22 protein-coding genes are annotated in these 24,181 nt (G+C 69.1%); 9 read left to right on the plus strand and 13 right to left on the minus strand.

The window, feature by feature from the left end; translation table 11 throughout:
- Positions 1-56: 56 nt before the first annotated feature.
- From ACWEKM_RS29940 to ACWEKM_RS29960, 5 genes are all read right to left on the minus strand, one after another.
- The gene (locus ACWEKM_RS29940; RefSeq protein ID WP_451624384.1) at positions 57-1,739 is read right to left on the minus strand and encodes an NACHT domain-containing protein; all 1,683 of its coding nucleotides are present in this window, start codon (positions 1,737-1,739) and stop codon (positions 57-59) included.
- 625 nt (positions 1,740-2,364) lie between these two features.
- Positions 2,365-2,991: a DUF6000 family protein gene (locus tag ACWEKM_RS29945; protein ID WP_451624385.1), complete on the minus strand. Its 627-nt coding sequence runs from the start codon at positions 2,989-2,991 to the stop codon at positions 2,365-2,367.
- Between the two features lie 270 nt (positions 2,992-3,261).
- Positions 3,262-3,624 (minus strand): hypothetical protein, encoded by a 363-nt coding sequence (locus ACWEKM_RS29950; RefSeq protein ID WP_451624386.1) that lies wholly within the window; start codon positions 3,622-3,624, stop codon positions 3,262-3,264.
- A 196-nt stretch (positions 3,625-3,820) separates the two neighbouring features.
- Positions 3,821-4,030: a hypothetical protein gene (locus tag ACWEKM_RS29955; protein WP_451624387.1), complete on the minus strand. Its 210-nt coding sequence runs from the start codon at positions 4,028-4,030 to the stop codon at positions 3,821-3,823.
- A 624-nt stretch (positions 4,031-4,654) separates the two neighbouring features.
- Positions 4,655-5,671 carry a DNA-directed RNA polymerase subunit alpha gene (locus tag ACWEKM_RS29960; protein ID WP_451624388.1) on the minus strand — a complete coding sequence of 339 codons (1,017 nt, stop codon included), beginning with the start codon at positions 5,669-5,671 and terminating at the stop codon, positions 4,655-4,657.
- Positions 5,672-5,864: 193 nt separating this feature from the next.
- Here ACWEKM_RS29960 and ACWEKM_RS29965 point away from each other — a divergent pair, with 193 nt between their 5' ends.
- A complete protein-coding gene (locus ACWEKM_RS29965) occupies positions 5,865-6,086 on the plus strand; it encodes a hypothetical protein (protein ID WP_451624389.1) in 222 nt (73 codons plus the stop codon).
- Between the two features lie 339 nt (positions 6,087-6,425).
- Here the strand turns inward: ACWEKM_RS29965 and ACWEKM_RS29970 are convergent, their stop codons facing one another.
- Genes ACWEKM_RS29970 through ACWEKM_RS29990 form a run of 5 tightly spaced genes read right to left on the minus strand, consistent with a single transcriptional unit; the run spans position 6,426 to position 10,719 of the window.
- Positions 6,426-7,049: a hypothetical protein gene (locus ACWEKM_RS29970; protein ID WP_451624390.1), complete on the minus strand. Its 624-nt coding sequence runs from the start codon at positions 7,047-7,049 to the stop codon at positions 6,426-6,428.
- On the minus strand, positions 7,049-7,687 hold the full coding sequence (locus ACWEKM_RS29975; protein ID WP_451624391.1) for a hypothetical protein: 639 nt from the start codon (positions 7,685-7,687) through the stop codon (positions 7,049-7,051). Before ACWEKM_RS29975 ends, ACWEKM_RS29970 begins: the two co-directional genes overlap by 1 nt.
- Entirely contained in the window at positions 7,684-8,466 is a 783-nt protein-coding gene (locus ACWEKM_RS29980; protein ID WP_451624392.1) for an ABC transporter ATP-binding protein, read from the minus strand. Before ACWEKM_RS29980 ends, ACWEKM_RS29975 begins: the two co-directional genes overlap by 4 nt.
- A complete protein-coding gene (locus ACWEKM_RS29985; RefSeq protein WP_451624393.1) occupies positions 8,463-9,590 on the minus strand; it encodes a FecCD family ABC transporter permease in 1,128 nt (375 codons plus the stop codon). The genes ACWEKM_RS29980 and ACWEKM_RS29985 overlap by 4 nt, the downstream gene beginning before the upstream one ends.
- Entirely contained in the window at positions 9,571-10,719 is a 1,149-nt protein-coding gene (locus ACWEKM_RS29990; protein WP_451624394.1) for an ABC transporter substrate-binding protein, read from the minus strand. The genes ACWEKM_RS29985 and ACWEKM_RS29990 overlap by 20 nt, the downstream gene beginning before the upstream one ends.
- Before the next feature lie 315 nt (positions 10,720-11,034).
- On the opposite strand from ACWEKM_RS29990, the gene ACWEKM_RS29995 reads away from it, so the two are divergent.
- The 8 genes from ACWEKM_RS29995 to ACWEKM_RS30030 all read left to right on the plus strand — a co-directional run bounded on the left by ACWEKM_RS29995 (position 11,035) and on the right by ACWEKM_RS30030 (position 21,097).
- The gene (locus ACWEKM_RS29995; protein WP_451624395.1) at positions 11,035-13,503 is read left to right on the plus strand and encodes a helicase C-terminal domain-containing protein; all 2,469 of its coding nucleotides are present in this window, start codon (positions 11,035-11,037) and stop codon (positions 13,501-13,503) included.
- A 644-nt stretch (positions 13,504-14,147) separates the two neighbouring features.
- Complete coding sequence (locus ACWEKM_RS30000; RefSeq protein ID WP_451624396.1) at positions 14,148-14,432, plus strand: hypothetical protein; 285 nt, start codon at positions 14,148-14,150, stop codon at positions 14,430-14,432.
- Between the two features lie 716 nt (positions 14,433-15,148).
- Positions 15,149-16,558 (plus strand): PP2C family protein-serine/threonine phosphatase, encoded by a 1,410-nt coding sequence (locus ACWEKM_RS30005; protein WP_451624420.1) that lies wholly within the window; start codon positions 15,149-15,151, stop codon positions 16,556-16,558.
- Between the two features lie 748 nt (positions 16,559-17,306).
- On the plus strand, positions 17,307-19,031 hold the full coding sequence (locus ACWEKM_RS30010) for a sensor histidine kinase (protein WP_451624397.1): 1,725 nt from the start codon (positions 17,307-17,309) through the stop codon (positions 19,029-19,031).
- 49 nt (positions 19,032-19,080) lie between these two features.
- Positions 19,081-19,509, plus strand: a complete 429-nt coding sequence (locus ACWEKM_RS30015; RefSeq protein ID WP_451624421.1) for a roadblock/LC7 domain-containing protein — start codon at positions 19,081-19,083, stop codon at positions 19,507-19,509.
- Positions 19,510-19,511: 2 nt separating this feature from the next.
- Positions 19,512-19,889, plus strand: a complete 378-nt coding sequence (locus ACWEKM_RS30020; protein WP_451624398.1) for a DUF742 domain-containing protein — start codon at positions 19,512-19,514, stop codon at positions 19,887-19,889.
- On the plus strand, positions 19,867-20,469 hold the full coding sequence (locus ACWEKM_RS30025; RefSeq protein ID WP_451624399.1) for a GTP-binding protein: 603 nt from the start codon (positions 19,867-19,869) through the stop codon (positions 20,467-20,469). The genes ACWEKM_RS30020 and ACWEKM_RS30025 overlap by 23 nt, the downstream gene beginning before the upstream one ends.
- Before the next feature lie 31 nt (positions 20,470-20,500).
- Positions 20,501-21,097, plus strand: coding sequence for a GAF domain-containing protein (locus ACWEKM_RS30030; protein WP_451624400.1), 597 nt, complete (start codon positions 20,501-20,503; stop codon positions 21,095-21,097).
- Positions 21,098-21,186: 89 nt separating this feature from the next.
- On the opposite strand, the gene ACWEKM_RS30035 is transcribed toward ACWEKM_RS30030, so the two are convergent.
- The 3 genes from ACWEKM_RS30035 to ACWEKM_RS30045 form a co-directional block, all read right to left on the minus strand.
- Entirely contained in the window at positions 21,187-22,419 is a 1,233-nt protein-coding gene (locus ACWEKM_RS30035; RefSeq protein ID WP_451624401.1) for an acyl-CoA dehydrogenase family protein, read from the minus strand.
- A 387-nt stretch (positions 22,420-22,806) separates the two neighbouring features.
- Positions 22,807-23,328: a hypothetical protein gene (locus tag ACWEKM_RS30040; RefSeq protein WP_451624402.1), complete on the minus strand. Its 522-nt coding sequence runs from the start codon at positions 23,326-23,328 to the stop codon at positions 22,807-22,809.
- Positions 23,312-23,803 carry an RNA polymerase sigma factor gene (locus ACWEKM_RS30045; RefSeq protein ID WP_451624403.1) on the minus strand — a complete coding sequence of 164 codons (492 nt, stop codon included), beginning with the start codon at positions 23,801-23,803 and terminating at the stop codon, positions 23,312-23,314. Before ACWEKM_RS30045 ends, ACWEKM_RS30040 begins: the two co-directional genes overlap by 17 nt.
- Positions 23,804-24,181: the final 378 nt, after the last annotated feature.

Below are 24,181 nucleotides of genomic sequence, written 5' to 3' on the forward strand. Positions count from 1 at the left end.
GTCGCCGCGGCCCTGGCCCTATTCCACTTCGAGAAGAGCCGCACCGCATGATGTGGTCACGGAGCGCCACCGATCATTGCTGGCAACAGCTCAATCAAAACCCAGGCTCGGCCCCGACAATACCTTACAAATGCCTCTGCTGCAGCATCGGAACTGTCTCGATCCTCGTACTGCTGATCAAGTAGATAGTCAGAAGTGTAGCGAATTAGCTCCCTTTCCGTCATTCCGCCGCTCTCGCCCAGGTTCCGGAGCATGCTCAGCGCCAAACTAAACATAGCGAACTGGATACCGCGTTCAAACGGCTTGGCGATTGTGATACCCCTAGATGCGTCCCATCGCTCGAAAAGAAACTCCGAGCATCTGCGATAAAGGTCTGGGCGATTTCGGGGGATGTACCCCTCTCCCCTGTAGAGAGCGCACATAAGGCCCAGCATGAGGGGGTTAGAGGTCAGGTCCTTCGCATGAGAGGATTCAGCCAAGAACCTTTCGGGCATGCCCTCTTCTCCCGTAGATCCTCTGACATTCGAGAACCACTTTTCTACATAACTTTTCTTTTGAAATGCATTGAAGGGTGAGAGGTGTGTTACTACAAATAGATTCTCGTCGAGCGCAGCCATTTCGTACCCGACTTTACGCGAAGTAACAAGGATCGGGGCCGTCGGATACGCATGTGTAAAAGCTTCCACAGCATCAACGATCGATGCGCGCAGGCTATTATCAGTTAGCTCGTCCAACCCGTCGAATACGACTACAGCCCTCCCGTTCAGCAGGAGATAGTCAATCGCACCCTCGGGGGCGGGCGTAGCATAGTCTGCTTTGCATTGTTTTTCTAGAAAATCGATGATTGATTCATGGTTGGCCTTATAGTGGCTCGCGTATTCGCGAAGCACTACACGCAAGGGGCTTTGTAGCGTAGGCCCCGTCCCCATACCTTTCGCTACATCTATCGTCAGCTTCAACGCCAGAGTTGTTTTGCCGCCTCCGGGGTCCCCAAGGACGACGACCCTACCGACTTGCTTTACCAGATCTCTGACGTCAGAATGCCCCACATTCTTAGAAGATCCGTTAATGATCGTCAGGGTCGGCGGCACAAAGAGATCTTCGAACGGGACACGTGCGCCGGACTCCGTTTGTGCTGGCCTAATTCGACCATGCACTTTCGAACACTGCTGCGACAGCCGGGCTGAAAACTTGTCGATTTCCGCAAGGCTGGAGATTTGGCGATGAATCTCTGCGTTTCTTGAAGCGGATGCGACGTGAGATGCAACGATTTCTGGTGTAAGGCTCCGCTTTGAGATGCCGCTCTCTTTTTGATGCCGATTCACTTCCGCCCAGGAAATGCTGAGGATTTCCGAGAAGAGTGCATTTGCAATTAACTGGGTTTTTTCGTTCTCGACTCCACTGTACCTCCGAAGTGAGACTTCGAGGGTACTCTTTAGCACCGCTAGGTGAGAATCAGGCTTCCCGGGCATGCAGGCGGCGACGGCTACCTCGAAACACAAGTTTTTGAATTCGGCAGATTCCATGAACTGGAGAATTTTTTCACGGTCGGCAGAAGAAATGCCGACTAGGGCATCTTCCACTTCTTTGGCGCCATGGAATTCAACGTTGGCCGTACGCTTCTTGATGGCTCTTCGCTCGAGGCGCGAACGAGCACCCACCACCAGGAGAGGTCCGGCAGCACGTCCAGCTGCCGAACCCGCAGCCGATACAACACTTGCAACAATCGGGTCCGTCATGGCTACCCCTCTCAGCTGAGACGATCAGCACAAGGTTAGGGCACAGCTACCCTCTGTATGTGGGCTTCTCGCATGTTACAAACGCATGGAAGACGCAGAGGCAGGACGGGGTCGCGCCATCTGCCGGAGTCGATTCACACTGGCAGAGTGCCTGGTTCACCAAACGCCTATGAGAGAGTCAGAGCGATCGGCACCTGCGGCGAGACACCGTGAAGCCAGAGGGACGCCTCTGTATATGCCCCCAACGCACCAACACAGCTGGAAGGTGTGTGGGACGACGTCAGACGCGGTGGCAGGAAGATCGTTATGGGGTTGTGGAGCCCTCGGTCAGCGTCACGGGCAACATTGATGAGCGACTGGCCACTCCCACGGGGCAGGCATAGTCGGTCGGCGTCCTCGCCATCGTTGCTGACTGTCGTCGACTGAGCTTCAGACGGGAGGCGTTGAGAGGGTCAGCGTGGCGGAGTCCGGCAGAGCTGGGCCGTCCCAGGCCGCTCGACAGTGGCCAATGACGACCAGCAAGCGCACGAGCCCACCGTCCCTGGTCTGCAAAAATGCAGCTCCCCAAGATCCCTGACACCACCCAGGGCAAGAAGAAGAGTCGATCCCTCAACCGTCAGTGCGGTCAAACCGAGCTACGTGCCGAACAGTGCTTGGCAGCTTCATCAGCGAAAGCGCAGAGCTGACCGATGAACGCTCGATAGCTGTCGGGGGCATCGCGGTCCTTGCTGGGTGGCCCGTCGATCCACTGCTGCCAGAGCCCATTCGGCGCGAGGAACCGGGCCGCGTGGTCAGCACCGAGCTTGGCGTCGAGGAGCAAGAGCGCGCCGAGGGCGGCTTGCTGGTCGTAGTAGAGGTCAGGTTGGGGAAGGTAGTAGTCGAGGTAAGCGAGCAAAGCGTCTGCGTCGGCAGGAGTGCCCAAGGTGGCCAGCGCCACGCAGTACGCCTGTCCTGCATACGGCCCTTCGCTGGCGAGCAGGAGTTGGCCAAGACGCTCCCGGAACTCGGTCCTGCCGGCCACAGCGATGAGCCAGGCCGCCGTCTTGCGCTCGCGCCATCCTCCGTCGAGCAGAGTGCACAGTTCACGAGGGCTGATCTCACCGGCAGCCTTGCCCAGCTTCTTCATGAACCTGGCACGGTCGCGTCCACTCATACCAAGAAGGACGCCACCGACTTTGAGGTACCGCCGGTCGGGCGTGACGTAGCGGCGGATCAACCTGAGCCGTTCGTCCTCTTCATCGGTATGGCGCATGGCAGCATCCTCGTACGGACGAAGCTGTCAGACCAGCGATCTGGCTGGTCGGACGCCTCAGCCCTGCATGCCTGTCCGTCTCAGTTTCCGTCTCATTCAGCGCCGTTCACCGTCGTTCAGGCGAGACCGAAGCCGGTAGCCACTCCCATGGCCAACCACCCATGTACGCAGGTGAACGGCCCTGTACACACCCCATCGCCCCACCACCACAGTTGGAAAGCGTGTTGGGGGCAACCCCTCACGAGTTCGAATCTCGTATCCTCCGCCTGATCAGAGGGCCGGACCACGAAAGTGGCCCGGCCCTCTGGCGTTCGGCCGTCTCAGTCTCCGTCTCAGCTGGCTTTCCGGGCCGTGCCGGGCGGCTCCCAGAGGGCGTCTCCGACTTGTTGCGCTTGGAAGTCCCAGCCAGTCGAACTGGATCTCCTCTCCCGGCGGGTGGGCGATGACCGCGACGTCGCGGCCCTTGGTCGCCTGGCACTGTTCGCAGTGCGGCCGGACGTCATGGCGGCGCAGGGCCCGCGTGAACGTGGAGTAGCCGCCCTGATAGCCGAGCTCGATGATCTCGTCGAACAGGGCCGCCCACAGGTGGGGATCATCGGCGAGGCGCTGTCGGCAGTAGTTCAGGAACGGCACGAACGCATCCGGCGCCTGCCTCGGGTGACGAAAATCAAAGAGCGCCATCACGTTCGGGAGCTCCCGCCCGCCGCGTGCTTCCGGGCCGACTCGGACCTAGCGTGCCCGACGGGTCGGCACAGTCCCTGCGACTCTCCCGGCTACGCTCGCACGGGAGCGCCCCGCGGCGCGTGGGCTGCGGGGCGCCTTGAGAGGTTTAGTCGATCTGCTCCCCGTCGTGCGTACCGCCCTTGCAGCGGTTGTCCGTCAGATCGGGCGTTCCGCCGCCCTGCTTGCACTCAGAAGGGGTGACGTAGGACGGGGCACCCTGTGCGGTGGCGGCGGTGGCAGTGGCGGCGCCTGTGAGGCCGAGTCCGGCGAGGGCTGCCGTGGCGATGGCGGCGGCGAGGATTCGTCGAATGCGCATTTGGTTCCCCTTTCACGGATTACCTCGGTTGGGGCACTAGTCAGCTTGATCCTCACCCATGTGGGTGGCACGTCACGTTGCACCATTCGGGTGGCCTCGATGTCGCTCACTACGACCCGCCGACGGACACCGGGCCGGCTGCCTCGACCCCACACCTTGATGACCGACATACGAAGGACGGGTCGAGCTGTGCACGGAAGCCGTAGATCCGTGGCTCCGCAAGACGCTTGGGGCGACGCCCAGAGCGAGCAGATTCGGCCCGGCCCTCTGGCGTTCACCCGTCTCAGTTGGCTTTTCGGGCGTGTCAGGTCGGTCACTCGACACATCGTGTGACGAGCCTGATCGTCGACCGCTCCGCGTGGAGCCATGAATCATGGAGCCGTGGGCCGTGGGCCGTGGGCCGTGGATCGGAGGTCTCTGACATCCACGGCTGCCATCAACACATCCACAGCCGTCATCAGCAGCGCCGGACGGGGGCACACGCAAGCGCTCCGTCAGGCTTGGAGCGCTTGGGTGTCTGTGTCTTCGGCGGTGGGTCCTTGGGGAGCCGGGTGCGGTCGGCCGGTGCTCGTCGTCGGCTTCTCTGTCGTCCTGGCTCCCCGCGACCCGGCGCAGGCGCAGTGTTCAGTACTGCTCGGTCTCCATAAAACCCGTGCTCCCGTTGTCGTCCGCGTCGAAGGCTGCGGCGGTCGGGTCGAATCCGGGCGGGCTGTCCTTGAGCGCCAGGCCCAGGCCGGCCAGCTTCGCCTTGACCTCGTCGATCGACTTCGCACCGAAGTTGCGGATGTCGAGCAGGTCCGCCTCGGAGCGCGCCAGGAGCTCACCCACCGAGTGGACGCCCTCACGCTTGAGGCAGTTGTAGGAGCGGACCGTGAGTTCCAGCTCCTCGATCGGCAGCGCGAGGTCGGCGGCCAGGGCGGCGTCCGTCGGGGACGGGCCCATGTCGATGCCCTCGGCGTCGATGTTCAGCTCGCGGGCCAGACCGAACAGCTCGACCAGGGTCTTGCCGGCCGACGCCATGGCGTCACGGGGACGCATCGCCTGCTTGGTCTCGACATCGACGATCAGCTTGTCGAAGTCGGTGCGCTGCTCGACACGCGTGGCCTCGACCTTGTACGTGACCTTGAGAACCGGCGAGTAGATCGAGTCGACCGGGACCCGGCCGATCTCCTGGCCCACCTGCTTGTTCTGCACCGCGGAGACATAACCGCGACCGCGCTCGACGGTCAGCTCCATCTCCAGCTTGCCCTTGCCGTTCAGCGTGGCGAGGACCAGGTCGGGGTTGTGCACCTCGACACCGGCCGGGGGCGCGATGTCGGCGGCGGTGACCAGACCCGGGCCCTGCTTGCGCAGATACATCACGACCGGCTCGTCGTGCTCCGAGGAGACGACCAGCTGCTTGATGTTGAGGATCAGGTCGGTGACATCCTCCTTGACGCCCGGCACGGTGGTGAACTCGTGCAGAACACCGTCGATCCGGATGCTGGTGACAGCGGCACCGGGAATCGACGACAGGAGGGTGCGGCGGAGCGAGTTGCCGAGGGTGTAGCCGAAGCCCGGCTCCAGCGGCTCGATCACGAACCGGGAACGGAACTCGTCGACGACCTCTTCGGTCAACGAGGGACGCTGAGCGATCAGCATGTGTGGATCAGATCCTTCATTCGTGGACGTCCGCCATTTGACGCCCGACGGGAACCGCACCCGTGGAAGGTGCGGGTACTGCAAGGGTACGGGGAGCCTGCCGACCGGTCGGCAGGCTCCGCTCCTGCGGGAGTGGAGTCCAACGATCGGCAAGGCAGTCACCGACGCAGTTCGTAGGCGCATACTAGGGCCAATGACAAAGCCTGCTGCACCGAAGCGTCATTTGCCCACCAGCCCCTTCAAAGCACCGGTCACGCCGGCCCCCAAGCACTTCGCTGTGGGCGACCAGGTCACGCACGATGTGTACGGCCTCGGCCGGGTGATCAGCGTCGAGGATGGAATCGCAGCGCTCGTGGATTTCGGCTCGGCGCAAATGCGGATCTTGAGCCCGTACGCCAAGATGACCAAGCTGTAGAACCGTTGTGCCCGGTCACGGCACGCCAGGACCCTTCAGGGACCTGTAACGAAAGAGAGCTCTCTCATCGATCCGACGTCGCTGTTCTCCGCCCTGGAAGGGCAGCCCCGCTCTGCCGCTCCAGCATCGCCGCCTCCGACGACAAGTCCCTTCCAGGCCCCGGACTTCGGGGAAGACGAGACCTTCCTGCTTGACGAGACCTTCCTGCTTGAGGAGGTAGCGGGGCCCGCCTCGGGCATGCGTGCGACGCCGCCCAGGGCGAGGCGGCCCAGGGCGGCGTAGCTCTCCCGCGTGCGGTGGTTTCGACAGTCGGCCGCCGGTGTCGTCGGTCGTGGAGCGTCAGGTTCCGGTCCAGCGGAGGAGGCCGTAGAGGAGCTGGGTGGCGCCCGGCATGAAGCGCGAGCCGTGATGGTAGACCGGGTCCATGGTGGTGACGATCAGCCGGCCCGGGGTGGAGACGGTGTCCTCGTAGAGGAGAACCTGCTGGGTGGCCGGGGTGCCCTCCTGTTCCAGGACGGTGTGGGCGAGCGGGGTCGCGCCCGCCGGGGGCTCCAGCAGGCCGTGGTAGTGCCAGCGGACCGCGCGCTCGGTGAGGTGCCGCCATGCCGAGTGGTCCTCGGCGGTTCGGCGGACGCCGTTGTCCTCGCCGGTGCGCCACCACCAGAAGTTGGTCGCGGCATGCCGGAATCCGCGTAGGCCCGGCAGCCAGCCGACGATGTCGTTCTCGCCGAGGACGACGACCGTGCCGCCGCGCTCGGTGACCTGGAGCAGGTCAGGCGCGGCGCGGGCCAGCAGGCCCGGGTGCAGCCGGTCGGAGACGATCAGGGTGTCCAGGCCGTCGAAGTCGGCCGCGGTCGCGTCCGGGAGGTAGATCTCGCGGGGGCGCCACAGCCGGACCGCCGGCTCGGCGAGGGTGGCCAGTTGGTGGAAGGAACCGCCGTGCAGGAAGCCGAGGTGAGACATCAGAGGCTGCCCTCCAGCCAGGCGATCAGACGCGGACCGAGGGTTCGGGTAGTGCGGTCGGGGTCGCTGAAGCCGAGCAGGTCGTTGCCGGCGTGGGCCAGCACCAGGCCGTCGCCGAGCGGGTAGACGATGTCGAGCGGCAGCGCGTGCGGGCCGATGCCGTTGACCACCGTGCCGCTCTCGGGGACCCGGGAGTGGTGGCCGCGCCCGTAGAAGCCGGCCACGCCGACCCGGGCCAGTTCCTCGCCGGTCGGGGTCCCGGGCACGCCGGTGCGGTAGAGCAGCTCGTGGAAGTCGACGCCGTCCCAGATCGGATGCGGGGTGACCGGGGAGATCACCAGATCGGCCGGGCCGTGGTGGTCGATGGCCCGCCAAGAGGGAAGGCCGGGCAGGAAGGGGCGTACGACATGCCCGTTGACCAGGACCCGGCCGCCGCCCCGGACGAACGTCTCCAGCAGTGTCGCGTTGCGCTCCAGGAAGACCTGGTCGCAGTCGGGGGAGAGCATCAGGCCCCTGACCCGGCCGCCGGTCAGCAGCCGCGCGTCGAGGTCGTACAGGTCGACGGAGGCGAAGGGCCGGTCCCAGGTCGCCTCCGGGTACCGGGACGGGCCCATGGTGACGTGCAGGACGGGGGTCACTCGGCGGCCTCCGGGACGGGACAGAGGGAATTGCGGGTGGGCCCGAGGTCGGGGACGACCGTGACGCGCAGACCGCGTGGGCCGTCGACCTGGGCGGTGACGACCGGGATGCCGTACAGCTCGCCCAGCGCGTCGGCGTCGAGCAGTTCCGCGGCCGGACCGGTGCGGACGTCGTCCGGGCCCAGCACCAGTACCGCGTGGTCGGCGAGGTGCAGGGCGTGGTCGGGGTGGTGGGTGGTGAGCACGATGCCCAGTCCGGCGGCGGCGAGTTCTTGGAGGAGGGTCAGGACCCGGGCCTGGTTGCGCAGGTCCAGCGCGGAGACGGGTTCGTCCAGGACCAGCATCCGGCACTGCGCGGCCAGGGCGCGGGCGATCAGCGTCATCTGCTGCTCACCGCCGGAGAGTTCGGCGTACGAGTGGTTCGCCAGGTGCGCGATACCGACCCGTTCCATCGCCTCGGCGGCCAGTTCGCGGTCGCGGCGGCCGGGTGCGGCGTAGGCGCGCAGATGGCGGGAGCGGCCCATGAGCACCATGTCGGCGACCGAGTAGGCGAAGGCGGAGGCGTGCGACTGGGGGACGTACGCCACCGGGGCGGTCGCGGTGACCGTGCCCTCGGTGGGCGTGGTCAGCCCGGCCAGGATGCACAACAGGGTGGACTTGCCGCGCCCGTTGGGGCCCAGGACGGCGAGGACCCGTCCCTCCTCGGCGGTGACGTCGACCCCTCGGAAGACCCATCGGTTCCTGATGTAGCGGTGGCCGAGACCGCGGCCTTCGATCACTGGGACCACATCCGGTTGCGCGACCTGGCGAGCAGGACGATGAAGAACGGGGCGCCGATGACCGCGGTGAGGATGCCGAGCGGGATCTCGGTGGCGGTCAGGGTGCGGGAGAGGGTGTCGATGACGGTGAGGTAGGCGCCCCCGATCAGGAAGGCGGTGGGCAGTTGCACCCGGTGGTCACTGCCGGTCCACAGCCGGGCGAGGTGCGGTACGACCAGGCCGACCCAGCCGACCAGACCGGCGACCGCCACCGAACCGGCGGTCATCAGGGCCACCGCGCACAGCAGCACCCCGCGGGTGAGGCGGGGTGGGACACCGAGCGCGGTGGCGTCGTCGTCGCCGAGGGAAAGGACGTTGAGCCGCCAGCGCAGGGCGAGGACGACGGCCGCGCCGGCCAGGATCGGGACCGCCGCGGTGACCGCCTTGGCGTAGGTGGCGGTGGCCAGCGAGCCGAGCAGCCAGAAGACGATGGAGGGAAGCTGCGACTCGGGGTCGGCCACGTACTTGGCGAAGGAGACCAGTGCGGTGAAGAAGGCACCGGTGACGGTACCGCCGAGGACGATCATCAGGACGGGGCTGCCGCTGTTCAACCGCCCGATCAGCATCACGACGGCGAGCGCCAGCAGACCGAAGCCGAACGCGCCGCCGACCACGGCGAACGAGCCAAGACCGAACAGCAGCGCGAGCACACCACCGAACGAGGCGCCGGAGGCGACGCCGATGACGTCGGGGCTGACCAGCGGGTTGCGGAACACACCCTGGAGGGCGGCCCCACCGAGCGCGAGCCCGCCGCCGACCAGGAGGGAGAGCAGTACCCGGGGGAGGCGGACATCGAGGACGACGGTCTCCTCGACGTCGGTCCAGGTCCGGTCGACCGGGAAGAGTTGGCCGGCCAGCAGCCGGACCAGTTCGTTGGGCGGGACGACGTAACGGCCCAGGGCGAGCGCTGCGAGGGCCACCACCACGGTGGCGGCGGCGAACAGCAGCAGCCGGGGGCCCCGGCCGGGGACGCCGGTGCTCGGTCCGCCCGGTGCGGTGGCCGACTCAGTGGCAGGCGCGGTGGCCGACTCGCTGGCGGGCGCGGTGGCCGGCGCCGACGCGGCGTCAGGCGCGGAAGCCGTCATAGCCGCTGCTCTTCGCGTTCAGGTCCATGTGCAGCACCCCGTCGGTCTCCGCCCTGGAGATGTCGTAGCCGTACAGGCGGTCGAAGGAGTCCTTGATCCGGCTGCGCAGGCCGATCCGGGTGGCCAGCTCGGGGTGGAGGACCTGGGCGACCCAGCGCCACATCAGCGGGGACTCGCAGCAGGGCGGGTCCCAACGGTAGCCACCCAGTGGCACCTTGTAGACGCGGCGCTCGCGGACCGCCCGGACGTCGGCCAGCTTCTTGTTGGCGTAGATGTCGGCGGGGGCGGCGTCGTCGAAGCCGGAGAGGAGGACGACGTCCGGATCCCAGGCGAGGATCTGCTCGGCGGAGACCTGCGGGGAGCCGGCGGAGACGTCATGGGCCACGTTGGTGCCGCCGGCGATCTCGGTCCAGTGGGTGACGTAGTCGGATCCGGTGGCGGTGGTCCAGCCGTCGGCGGCGGTGCGCAGGTAGAGGACCTTCTGCTGCTTCTTCGCGTACGGGGCGACCAGGGCGCGGACGGCCTTGTCCTCCGTGTGCATCCAGTCGAGCAGATCGGTGGCGCGTTTCTCCTTGCCGAGCAGGCTGCCGAATATCTTGATCCAGGTCTCCAGCTGCTGCTGGGTGCCGTAGGTCAGGCCGATGACCTTGAAACCGGCGTTCTCCAGGGGCGCGATGACCTCGTCGCCCTTGTCGCCCCACTGGATCACCACGTCCGGCTCGATGCCCACGACGGTCTCCACATTGGGCACGAAGTCGGCGCCCGCGATGGTGGCGGTCTTCTTCGACCCTGGGAAGAGGGTGCCGAAGATGCCCTGCTTGTTCGCCTGGAGCGTGGACTCGTTGATGCCGACGACGCGGTCGTAGGAGCCGTCCACGGCGGCAATCATCGACGGTGCCGGGATGATCGTGGTGGCGATCCGCCGCACCGGGCCGTCGAAGGTGACCTTCTTGCCGCGCTGGTCCGTGATGGTGAAGCCGGCGTCGGTGGCCCCCGCGGTGTGGGTGTCCTTCGTCTCACGGGAGGAGCAGGCGCCGAGGGCACCGGCGCCTGCGACGGCCAGAGCGCCGCCGCCGAGACCGCGCAGGACGGCGCGGCGCGACCGTGAGGAGAAAACAGCAGTGGACACAGTCCACCTCCGGGCAATCCAGGGACAATTAGGTGTGCCTAACCTAACCTATCGATCGCTGCTCGCCCAGAGGGGCCCGTCGCACCCGTCACACCTGCCTCGGCGCCGATGACATCGCGCTCGGCTGTGGCAGAGCGGGTACCCCCATGCCAGAGCGGGTGCCCCCATGCCTGAGCGGGTGTCCGCATGCGGCACCCGCGGATCACGGGGATACGTCATCCTTGAACCCGGCATCCTTGAACCCGGCATCCTTGAACCCGGCGCCGGGCTCCGCCCCCGACGCAACGCCCCCTGATCCACCGAGGTGCACCCCGCATGAAGTCCCGATCGGCGCTGGCGGCATGGCTGGGCGGTCTCGACAGCTCGCGTCTGGCACGCGTACTCACGACGCGGACGGACGCCGTGTCCGCTCCGGAGCCGCGCTCGGTGGGGGAACTGGCGGACCGCCTTCAGCGCCCGGGATCGGTGGCACTGGTCCTGCCGCGGCTCACGCTGCCGCACCTCCAGGTGGCCGAGGCGCTGGCGGCGCTGGGTGCGCCCGCATCGCGCGCTGCCCTGGCGGATCTGCTGGGAGTCGCGGACGACGAAACCACCCGCGAACTGGAGGCCGCGCTGGAGGCGCTGGCCGATCACGCTCTGGTCTGGCCGGACGGCGCGGGAGGGCTCCGTATGGCCGGACCGCTGCGGCAGGCATGGGACGCGCCGCTGGGGCTGGACGCCCCGCTGAAGGAACTGCTCGCGGGCACGACCTCCGACGAGCTGCGCGGCATGCTGGCGGCGGTCGGCATCAAGCCGCCGGGCACCAAGCCGCAGCGACTGGCTGCACTGGTGGAGCACCACAGCGACCCGGAGCGGATCGCCTCCGTGGTCGCCCGGGCCCCGGCGGCGGCCCGGGAGTTGCTCGAACGCCGAGCGGCGGCTGCGCCGGGGGAACTCCCGCAGTTCATCATGTTCGGGAGTCCGAGCCCCGACCCGGCACCGGGCGAGCGATGGGCACGGGAACGGGGACTGCTGATCCAGGACCGTCACCGCTACGGTCCGGCCCGCATGCCTGCCGAGGTGGCGCTCGCGCTGCGCGGGTCCGGCCGGCACGCCCCGTTCCAACCCGTCCCGCCGTCCGTGCGAGGGGTGTCGGTCACCCCGGTGGAGGTGGACGGCGAGGCGTCAGCCGCGGCCGCGGCGTTCGCCACCCATGCCGCCTCGGTGCTGTCGGCCTGCTCGGCGGCCGCACCGGCCCGGCTGAAGTCCGGCGGGATCGGTGCGCGTGAACTGGCCCGGATCGGCAAGGCCGCCCAGGCCGACGACGCCGTCGTACGCCTGACGCTTGAGACCGCGTACGCCGCCGGGCTGCTGGGCCGGGACGGCGATCGCGTGGCGCCCACCGAGGCATACGACGCCTGGGCGGAACAGGAACCCCCGGAGCAGTTCGCGGTCCTGCTCCAGGCATGGCGGAACCTGCCGCTCACCCCCACCCAGGCGCGCGACGAGGACAACAAGGCGCTCCCCGCCCTCGCCGGCGCACCGCCCTGCAACGGCTGTGTGCAGGCCCGCCACGGGCTGTTGACGGCAGCCGCACAGCTCCCGGCAGGGCAGGGTGTGAGGGCCACGTCGGATCTGGGGCCCCGGATCGCCTGGCACCGCCCGCTCGCCGATGGCTCGCCCCAGGACAGGACGCCGTTCGCCGCGGTGATCCGTGAGGCCGAGTTGCTCGGTGTACTCGCGCGCGGTGCCCTGTCCGCCCTCGGCATCCACCTGCGGACCGGTGACACGGAGGGGCTGAGCATCGAGTGCCGGCGGCTGCTGCTCTCGGCCAGCGCGACGGCACGGATCGGCGCCGACCTCACCGCCGTCGTCACCGGCACACCGTCCGCGCGACTGGCCAGGCTCCTGGACTCCGTCGCCGAGCGGGAGACCAGCGGCACGGCATCGGTGTGGCGGTTCAGCGCGGGCAGCATCCGCCGGGCTCTGGACGCGGGCCGCGTCCCCGAGGACATCACGGCCGACCTGTCCGCTGTCGCCAACGGGCCACTGCCACAGCCGCTGACGTATCTGATCGCCGACACCGCACGCGGCCACGGGCGGGTGCGCATCGCCCCCGCCGCCTGCGTCCTGCACGGCGACGAGCCCGCGCTCCTGGCCGAGCTCGCCGCCCACCGCAGGCTCGCGGGGCTCGGACTGCGGCAGCTGGCGCCGACGGTACTGGTCAGCCGCAGCCCGCTCGACGCGACGCTCGCCGCGCTCCGGGCCGAGGGGTACGCCCCTGTCGCCGAGACGGCCGAGGGCACGGTACGCGTCGAGAAGGCCCGGCCTCGGCGGGCCGCCTCCCCCGTTCCGGCTCCGCGCGGCAGCGGCGGGAAGGGCAGCGGCGCGAGGGGCAGCGGCCGGATCGCCGCGACGAGCGCGGCGAAGGCGCCCGCCGCCGTCGACCCGATCATCTTGGCGGCCCAGCTGCTGGCCGCCTCGCCCACGGCTTCCGCGTCCACGGCTCCCGCGTCCGCGCCGTCCGACGGAGGCGTGCCCTTCGCCACGGGCACCGAGGAGGTCGTCGCCGGGTGGGCGAAGCGCCTGCCGCACAGCGACATCCGCCAGCTGGCCCATGCCATCGATGCCGGCCAGGCCATCACCGTCGAGTACGTCGCCACCTCGGGCAACCGGACCGTGCGCACCCTCAGCCGCCTCGCGCTCGACCCGCCCTACCTCGAAGCCTGGTGCCACCTTCGGGACGCCGAGCGCGTATTCACCCTCTCCCGCATCCACAGCGTCATGACGGTCATGCCCGGCTGAGCGCATGAGGGAAGGGGGGCGTCGATGGCGATCTCGATCGCCACGGAGCGCCGACACCCGCCCCGCGGGCAGGGCATGCGCCGCCTCTTCACGGTCGTACGCCGCGGTTGTCTGTACGCACGTGAGTCGGCTCCACGGTACGGACGAGTTTGGGTACCACCCTCGAACCGGCAGTCGAAGGCTCACCCTCGCCCGAGACGGGATCTTCTCGCAGGCCACGGCCCTGCCTCAGCCCACAACCGGGCTGACCGTCGAACGACCGTCGGAGCCAAAAGAACTCGGTGCGCTGGTACCCGAAAGCCTTGCTACAGACACCGCGGTCGCAGCCGGCACCCCGCGATCCTCGCCCGCGGACCTCGCCGCCGGGACGCTCCGCTCCGAGCCGTCACCCTCCGCATGGTCATCACCTCAACGGGTGAACGGACTGAGGGTCGGCTTTCCCGGACGGGACCCCGTCGTTCGCCGCTCTCCGAGTGGTGAACGACCGCTTGGGACCGGCGGGGACCGGGCTCGGGATTCCGGGGCGCGGGGTGCTCGGGTGGTCTGTTCAGCCGATCCGGTGTTACCTGGAGCGAGGGGATACACCGGTATGAGTGAGGACTCACCGGGGCAAAGGAGGCCGAAATATGCGTAGGAAACCGGTCATGCGAACCTTGGCCGCCGCTCTCCTCGCAGGCGGTGCGATCGTCGGAACGGGAGTGGCCGCCAGTCCGGCCTCGGCCGCGGTCCCCACGCACGGCGTCGCGACACTGTCGCACAACAGCCTGGTGGCGCACGGCGGCGGCGGATGCGGCTTCGGTGGCTTCAACCGCGGCTTCTGCGGGTTCGGCGGATTCGGGGTCAGCCCCTACGGGTTCAGCCCCTACGGGTTCGGCTACGGCGGCTACGGCGGCTACGGCAGCTCCCCCGTGGTGATCGTCGTCCGATAACCCGCCGGCGGCGAGGATGCCGACGGCACCGACACAGCAGTGAGAAGGGAAGCGGAGGCTCCGGCCGGGAATGGCCGGAGCCTCCCCCCTGCTCCGGGGCCGGTCCGGCGGTGACGCCGAGGCGTGGTTCATCTGCCTGGATCACCCCGGGGTGCGCCGCATAGGGATCTCGCGCCGGGGCACTCGGAGCGGACGGCGGAAGTGAGGCTGCGGCGATGGCGGAGGACCGGCGGGAGCCAGAGGACCATGCTCCACGGGAGCGGAACGTCCCGCCCGGCGAGGCGCCGTCCGGCGGGCTGCCGTTCGGCGACATGCCGCCCCGCGAGGCGCCGTCCGGCGAGGCGCCGCCCCACTACATCTTGCCCGGCGACATGCCGCCCCACTACGTCCCGCCCGGCAAGGCGCTGTCCCGCAAGGTGCCATCCGGCGAGCTGCCGCCCCACTACGTCCCGCCCGGCAAGGCGCTGTCCTGCGAGGCGCCGTCCGGCGACATGCCGCCCCACTACGTCCCGCCCGGTGAGGTCCTGCCCCGCAAGGTGCCATCCGGCGAGGCGCCGCCCCACTACGTCCCGCCCGGCAAGGCGCCATTCCGCGAGGTGCCATCCGGCGACATGCCGCCCCGCTACGTCCCGCCCGGCAAGGCGCCATTCCGCGAGGTGCCATCCGGCGAGGCGCCGCCCCAAGACCTCCCGCCCGGCGACCTCCCGCCCCACGACATGCCGCCCGGCGAGGCGCCGCCCCACGAGATCCCGCCCCATGAGATCCCGTCCCGCGAAGTCCCGTCCCGCGACGTGCCCTACTCCTCCTTGCTCGATCTGCCGCTCAGCTCCGATCTGAACCACATCGGGGAGCAGTTGCACGCCCTGGCCCGGGCCCAGAGCACCCTCCAGGAACTGCTCCAGGCGGTGATGAACATCACCGGCGAACTCGAACTGCCGACGGTGCTGCGCCGTATCGTCCGCACCGCCATGGACCTGGTGGGCGCCCGCTACGGGGCGATGGGCGTGCTCGACGAGGAGGGCAGGCTCCTGGACGAGTTCATCCCGCTGGGGCTCAGCGCGAGGGAACTCGCCGATCTGAGCGGGGTGGAACTCCCGCGCGGCAAGGGGCTGCTGGGACATCTGATCCGCCATCCCGAGCCGCTGCGGGTCGAGGACATCGGCCAACATCCCGAGTCGGCCGGATTCCCGCCCGGCCACCCGCCGATGCGCAGCCTGCTCGGCGTCGCGATCAGCGTGCGCGGGAGGATCTACGGCAACCTCTACCTCTCCAACCGCAAGGACGGCCAGCCCTTCGACCGGCACGACGAGGGCGTGATCCGGGCGCTGGCCAGCACCGCCGGGGTGGCGATCGAGAACGCCCGGCTCTATCAGCAGGCCCGCCACAGCGCGGAACAGTTCCAGCGGCTGCTGCTGCCCCGGCTGCCCGATCTGCGGCCCTTCACGGCCGGGGCGGCCTATCGCCCGGCCAGCACCCCCGCGGCGGTGGGCGGCGACTGGTACGACGCCATGCTGCTGCCCGACGGGGCGTGCGCGGCGGTGATCGGTGACGTGGTGGGGCACGACCTGCGGGCGGCGGCCGACATGTCGCAGATCCGCAGCATGCTGCGGGCCCTCTACTTCGACTGGAGCATCCTGCCCAGTTCTTCCCTCACCCGGCTCGACCGCATCATGCACGCCCTGGAGGACGCGCCGGTGGCGACCGCCCTGCTGGCCCGGCTGGAACCCGCCGAGAGCGCCTGGCGGCTGCGCTGGTCCAGCGCCGGGCATCCGCCGCCACTGCTGGTGCTGCCCGACGGCCGGGTGCGCTATCTGGACACCGAGCCCGGGGTTCCGCTCGGGGTGGCGGTCGACCTGCCCCGTCCCGACTACTGTCAGGTGGTGCCGGTGGACAGCACGGTCGTCCTCTTCACCGACGGTTTGGTGGAGACCCCCGGCCAGCCGCTGGACCGAGGGCTCGACGCCCTGGCCGCCATCGCCTCCCGGCATGCCCGGCGGTCGCCGGAGGAGCTGTGCCGGATCCTGGCCGACCACCACCCCAGCGACGGCCATGACGACATGGCGGTCATCGCGCTGCGCACGCCCGCCCTGTGGGGTTATGGTCGGTCGTCAACTTCTCGGGCGTGAACTTCTCGGGCGTGAACGTTCACGCCCGAGAACGTTCACAGCCGAGAACGGACCGAGCTTGTGGACTTGAGTCAGCCCCACCGATGCATTGCCTTTTGCCCGCGGCCAACTGCCTTGTCGAGGTCACATCCACCGCGCTCTGCGGTGCGGGACCATTGACCGGTCTCATGACAGGTCCCAACACCGGTACAGGACCGGCGACATCCGCCCGGACAGCGTCATCCAAGCGGTATCCCCGGCAAGTTGGTTCATGCCTTGCAGGCCCCCGGGCGGATGCGAGAGACTGCCGGGCCGCTGCGCGCTCCCGGACCGAGAGATGCGATTTCTCCCGGGCCCGAACGCCCCGGGTTCCTCGCAAGATCGGCCTGAAGGCGTTCCGGAAGCATAGATTCACCAACCTTTCACGGACGGGCGATTCCGCTGTGCTAAGGAGTAGCGGTACATCGTTTGGGCCGGTCACGGTGCCCTATCCGTGATGCGCGAATTACGTCACATGAACGAGCGTGGCGTAGGGTGGCTGTCCTATTAACTGTCTGATTCTCTACCGGAGTTGACAGTTGGTCCACGCTGCGCGCCGCGTGTCCCCAACTGCATGACCGAGAGGACTCCGATGCCCGAAACCCCGCCTTACGCAGTGAGTTCGGAGCCCGGCCGGGTGACGGCGCCGCCTTCGGCGCGGAACAGACATGCCCGGCCGCCCACACAGGACGCACCGCGGGATTCGGCCAATCGTTCCCCACGCTCGTCCGTGGTCCGGCTCGCGGTGCTGCCCGCGGCGCTCATGGCACTGCTCGCCGCCGTCGTCGTGCTCTTCGTGCTGCGTAGCCAGGAGGGTACCGCCGACGCGACCACCTGGGCCGTGCTCACCAGCGCCGCCGTTCTCGGCTGTGGCGTCCTGGCCGGTGCCGGGTACGCCGGCCGCGCCGAGAGCCGGTCGGTGTCGCGGCAGTACGAGTCGCTGCGCCGCGCCGTCGCCGCGGGCCAGGCCGACCTTCAGGATGTGCTGCGCCGACTGGAGCAGGGCGAGCAGGTGGAGCAGCAGCCGTTCGCCCACCAGGCACCGCCGCAGAACGACGTGCTCGGCCGTCTCGCGTACGAGATCAACGTCAGCATGTGGCAGGCCAGGACCGCGATCGCGCGGACGGCGCAGTTCTCCCGCGGCTCCTCGCCGGACAGCGAGGAGAAGGTCGAGGTCTTCGTCAACCTCGCCCGGCGCCTGCAGTCGCTCGTGCACCGCGCGATCAACATGCTCGACCAGCTGGAGAACGAGGTCGAGGACCCGGAGCTGCTCAAGGGCCTCTTCCACGTCGACCACCTGGCCACCCGCATCCGCCGGCACGCGGAGAACGTCGCCGTGCTCGGCGGCTCGGTGTCCCGTCGGCAGTGGACCCGCCCGGTGACCCTGACCGAGGTGCTGCGGTCGTCGATCGCCGAGGTCGAGCACTACTCGCGGGTCAAGCTGGTACCGCCGATCGAGGGCACGCTGCGCGGCCACGCCGTCGCCGACGTCATCCACCTGCTGGCCGAACTCGTCGAGAACGCCACGATGTTCTCCGAGCCGCACACCCAAGTCCTGCTGCGCGCCCAGCGGGTGACCGCCGGGCTGGCCGTCGAGGTCGAGGACCGCGGTCTGGGCATGCCCCTGCAGGAGCAGACCCGGATCAACACGCTGCTCGCCGAGCCGGACCGCATCGACCTCAGCAAGCTGCTCGCCGACGGCCGTATCGGGCTGTACGTGGTGTCCGCGCTGGCCCGTCGGCACGGCATCGCGGTCCGGCTGCAGAGCAACATCTACGGCGGGATCCAGGCCATCCTGGTCGTTCCGCGCGGGCTGATCGGCGACGAGGCGGTCGAGGCGCCCGCCGAGGTTCCCCAGCAGGCGCAGGTCCAGCAGGCCCAGGTCCAGCACGCCCAGATCCCGCAACGCCAGGTCCAGCAGGCGCAGATAGCGCAGGCGCAGGCACAGCACGCCCAGGTACAGCAGGCGCAGGGCCAACACACCCAGGTCCAGCAGGCACAGATACCCCAGCCCCGGGTCCCCGCGGGCCAGATGCCCCCCGCGCACGTCGCCGCGCCCCAGGCTTCCGCGGCGCAGGTGCCGCCCGCGCAGTACCAGGCCGCGCAGGCGGCACCCGCCCAGACCGGCGCCCGGCCGCCCGCCCTGCGGCAGCCGCTGCCGCAGGCCCGGACCGCGTCCGTGCCCGCACAGCCGTACGGCCGGGGCGCGGGGGCACCGGCGGCCCCGCACGACCACGGGTCCCCGCACGGCGGGAGCGCCCAGGACGACCGGCCGCGGCTGCCGCAGCGCCGCGCGCAGGAGCACTTGGTAGCGGAACTGCGGAACGGTCCAGCCCCCCGCCGGGACGACGAGCAGGAGGTGGAGCACGATCCTGGATTGATGGCCAGCTTCCAGCGCGGAGTCAGCCTCGCCGACCACGAACCCGACGAGCCCCCCACCCACAGCGCTCGCTGACCGCAAGCTCCGTACTTTTCACAAGGAGAAGAACGCCACCGTGAGCGACATGCACGCCGGCCAGTCGAAGAATCTGGACTGGCTCCTGGCCGGCCTCGTCCAGCGGGTCCCCTACACCCGCAGTGCCCTTCTGCTGTCTTCCGACGGACTGGCGAAGGCTTTCGACGGGCTCGAAACGATTGCTGAAGCAGAACACCTGGCCGCCCTGGCGTCCGGCCTCCACTCGCTGGCCCGCAGCGCGGGCATGCAGTTCGCCCAGGGGGCCGACGTACGGCAGGTGGTGGTGGAGCTCGACAGCGCGCTGCTGTTCGTGTGCGCCGCGGGCTCCGGCGCCTGCCTGGCCGTCCTCGCCGACCGGGATGCCGACGCTGCCGTGCTCGGCTACGAAATGGCCATGCTGGTCAAGAGCGTCCGCCCGTACCTGGCCACGCCGGTCCGCCAGCAGGTGGCCGGCGCGTCGATGGATCCGGGGCGCTGAGCATGACGGACGCGGAGGACGTGTCCTGGCTCGATGACGACGCCGGGCGGTTAGTACGGCCGTACACCGTCAGCAACGGGCGCACCCGTCCCTCGGCCCACTTCGACCTGCTGACCATGGTGATGGCCACGGGCACCCGGCCGCAGACGTATCTCGGCCCCGACTACGACCAGGTCCTCGCGCTGTGCGACGCACCCATGTCGGTGGCCGAGGTGGCCGCCCATCTGCGGCTGCCGGCCGTCATCACCAAGGTTCTGCTCTCCGACCTCGTGACGCACCGGGCGCTCACCACGCGGGCGCCACGCGTCGTAGAGGCGGCCTCCCCGACCGACCGAAACCTCCTGGAGGCGGTGCTGCATGGCCTTCGCAAGCGGCTCTGACCCCTTTCCGACCGCCCTGAAGATCCTCATCGCCGGAGGCTTCGGGGTCGGCAAGACCACCTTTGTCGGAGCGGTCAGCGAGATCGAGCCGCTGAGCACCGAGGAGTTGCTGACGAGCGTCAGCGCCCGCACGGACAGCCTGGTGGGCATCGAGGACAAGTCGACCACGACCGTGGCGATGGACTTCGGCCGTATCACCCTGACCCGCGAGAACGTCCTGTATCTGTTCGGCACGCCCGGTCAGGAACGCTTCTGGTTCATGTGGGACGAGCTGTCCAACGGGGCGCTGGGCGCGGTGGTTCTCGCGGACACCCGGCGTCTCGACCACTGTTTCGCCGCCGTCGACTTCTTCGAGCGGCGCGGCATCGGGTTCATCGTGGCCGTCAACGAGTTCGACGGCGCCTACCGCTACGACGCCGAGGAGGTGCGCGCGGCCCTCGCCCTCAAGCCCGACGTACCCGTCGTGACGTGCGACGCGCGGCAGTGCAACTCCGGAACCCATGTGTTGATCGCCCTCGTCCAGCACCTGCTCGCCTCGACTCCCGGCATGTCGCCCGCGGAGCTTAACCCGTCGCGCTGAGGCCAGCTCACCGCGACCGAATGGAGCCTGCATGTCAGCCCCGGTTCCCTACAACACCTCCTTCGACCCGACCGGCCATCTGCTGCTCACCCCGGAGGACCGGGACGCGCCCTCCCGGGTGGCCCGGCTGCGCGAACTCGGCATCGGGGACACCCCCGTTCCGGAGTTCGACGAGTTCGCGCGCAATCTGGCGCACGTCACCGGCGCGCCGTTCTCGATGGTCAACTTCATCGACGAGAACCGGCAGTACTTCGCCGGTCTGTACGCCGCCGGCCGGCCGGGCGTGCAGCTGGAGGCGACGCCGCAGCAGCAGACGCCGGTCGGCCGGACGATGACGCGCGACCAGGGCTACTGCCCGCATGTCGTCGTGCGCAAGAAGGCGCTGGTGCTGGAGGACGTCTGCGACTACCCGCGGTTCGCCGGGAATCGCGTCGTGGACGAGATCGGCATCCGCTCGTACATGGGCGCGCCGCTCATCGACTGGAAGACCGGGATGGCCCTGGGCACGATCTGCGTCGTGGACACGGACACCCACCCGTGGGGGCGGGACGGCCTGGCGACCATCAAGTCGATGGCCCAGCAACTGGTCGACCGGATCCACGAGCTGGAGAACCGGGGCGGGATCTGAGCCGCCGCGGGGCGGGCGCCCCGCGTACGGGGGCCGGGCCGAATGCGCGGGAGCCGCGGGCACGACACTGTGTCCGTGGCTCCCCTTGTTCAGCTCAGGCCCGCCGTCTCCAACTGTCCCAGCCGGCGGCGCGGCTCGGCGGTACGGACGAGACCGGACAGCCGCTCGGACCACTGGCCCCTGGCCGTGCCCAGGGCGACCTCGCCGAGCCGCAGCAGCTGGATGTCCGAGGTGCCCGCGGGGGCGTAGATGTGATGGGCGTCGCGCAGATAGCGCTCGACCGGGCGGTCGGTGAACAGGCCGCTCGCCGCGTGGATCTCCATGGCGTCACGGGTCGATTCGACGGCCGACTCATGATTGAGGAACTTGGCGTTCATCAGCTCCGCGTCGCACGGCAGCCCCTGGTCGAGCAGATATACGGCGTGGTAGGCGGCCAGCCGGGCCGTCATCAGCCGTGACTTCATCCTGCCCAACTTGAGTTTGATGCTGTTCAGTTTGGCCAGTGGTGCGCCGTACCGCTCGCGCTCGATGCACAGGGCGGTGGTCTCCTCGAAGGCGGCCTGGTGGATGCCGAGCGAGACCGCCGTCAGGTTGGGCCGGCCGTACAGCACGCTGGACGAGTAGGCGACGGCCAGGCCCTGGCCCTCGCCGCCGAGCAGATTGGCCGCCGGCACCCGGCAGTTGTCGAAGATGAGTTCACCGAAACTGAATCCGTGCAGGCCCATGGCGGGCCGGTGCGGGGCGAGCGAGAAGCCCGGACGGTCGGACTCGACCAGGAAGGCGGACAGCCCCTTCGAGCCCTCACCGGTGCGTACGACCACTCCGTGCACATCGCCGACGTGACTGTTGCCGACGAAGACCTTGCGGCCGTTGAGAATGTAGTCGTCGCCGTCGCGGACGGCGGTGCTGCCCATACCGAGGACGTGGCCGCCCGATTCCGGCTCGGTGACCCCGATCGTCGGCAGGCAGGCGCCACCGGCGATGCGCGGCAGCCAGGCCCGCTTCTGCGCCGTGTTGCCGAAGTGGATTATCTTGGCGACGCCGAGCTGGGATGCTTGGACCATGGCGCCCATGGCACCGCTGACGCGGGCGAGTTCCTCGATGATGATGGTCTTGGCCAGATGCCCGGCCCCCATCCCGCCGTACTCCCTGCCGATGGTCACCCCGATCCAGCCCTGCCGGGCGATGAGCCCGGACAGCTCGTGCGCGACCGTCCTGGAAGACTCCATCTCCGGTATCCGCGAGCGCACCTCCCGCTCGGCGAACTCCCGCACGCGACGCCGTAGATCCTCATGCCATCCGCTGGTGAAATAGCGTTCCACAACCCCTCCAACACGCTGCCCCCGTGTCCGGCCGGATACGGAGGTCGTTCGTAGGCAGTGGTTCTTCGCCCCAGGCTGACCGCCCAAGAAATTGTCCACTTATCGACCCATCTCAGCCAAGATCAATTTTTGATGTTGACTGAAATACGGCACCTTGCGCTCCTTCTCATGGGTGCGATACAGCGGACTGCCTGCTTCCGGTCGCACACACTACGGAGAGAGACCAACCAAGCGCGAACAGGGGTCACAGGGTGGCACACACAGGCATGCCCACCAGGCAATTGCCTGGTGGGCAGAAGGTGATGTACGACGACAATCAGTCACGATCCGACTGGCTGATAAGCGAACAGGCTCCACTTTCCCGGTCCCGATCCCACCGATGCAGAATCAGCCAATTTTCTGGTCGAGTGCGGACCGATTGACGCTCGTCGGGGTGGGGAGACCCCGGGACGGGTGGGCCGAGGGCGCGGTGCCGGGGGCGGCCGTTCTCGATGACGACACGTCGGAGGTGGGGGTCCGGACGCTGCTCGGTGGACTGACGGCGCCCCGGGAGCCGCGGGCGGGGCCCGGAGTCGCGGTCTTCGCCGCCTCCGAAGGCGTCGGGGACGGGGACGTGGTCGGGGGCCGGGACGCCGGCGACGCGGTAGGGGCAGGTGGCGCGAGCGGGACCGCCGGGACGGCGGGGGCGGACGACGCCGACAGGCGCAGGGGCAGCGCGACGAGGGCGGCCACAGCACAGGTGAGACCGGCACCGGCCGCGGCGCGCAGCAGTCTGCGCCGGGCCGCGGCCCGGCGGATCGCCTGGTAGCGGCCGGGGGGCGGGCCCAGGTGCTCGGCCGGGGGACGCAGGATCACCGCGAGGGGGTCGTCGGGCGCGAACTCCGGGTCGTCGTCAAAGCGTGTGGTCAAGGCTTCTCCTCAGATGGACGCGGAGCAGTTCCCGGGCCGCGTGCAGGTCGGCCTTGACGGTTCCTTCCTTGCGCCCGGTCAGCACGGACACCTCCCGGATCGGCATGTCAGCGTAGTAGTGGAGGAGGATCGGGACGCGCAGCCGTTCCGGCAGGGACTGCACGAGCAGGCGTACCGACGGGTCCGGCGCCGCGGCGTACGGGCGCACGGCGGCCTCCGTGGTCACACGGCGCACGGCTTTGCGCTCGCGTTCCAGTCTGCGCCAGTGATCGCGGACGATATTGGCCGCGGTGACATAGAGGAAGCCGCGGGGCTCGTCCACGGACGTCCAACGGGCCCAGAGCCGGGTGAACGCCTCCGAGGCGATCTCGTGGGCCGTCTCGTCGTCGTCGACGAGACGGCGGCACCAGCCGGCGAGACGCGGGTACAGGGCGGCGAACAGCTCGGACGCTGCCTGGTCGCGGGACCGTTTCAACGCTCTCCAGGGTCGAGACGCCCCTCGGGGCGCGTGGGGGGGGGCCGGGCGCGGCGGCGCTCGTGGGGAAAGATGCCGGGCCCGCGGTGCGCGTTCCGCGGGCCCGGTCCCTCGTCTTGCGTCCGGGTCCCGGGTCCCGGGTCCCGGGGTCCGAAGTCCGGTTGGCGGGGCCGGTGTCCCGGGTGCCCGGGCCCGTGTCCCAGTGCCGGGGCCCGTGTCCCGGGTGCCGGGTTTCGGGGTCCGAAGTCCGGTTGGCGGGGCCGGTGTCCCGGGCGCCGGGTTTCGGGGTCCGAAGTCCGGTTGGCGGGGCCGGTGTCCCGGGTGCCCGGGCCCGTGTCCCAGTGCCGGGGCCCGTGTCCCGGGTGCCGGGTTTCGGGG

It is taken from the genome of Streptomyces sp. NPDC004752, assembly GCF_053601275.1.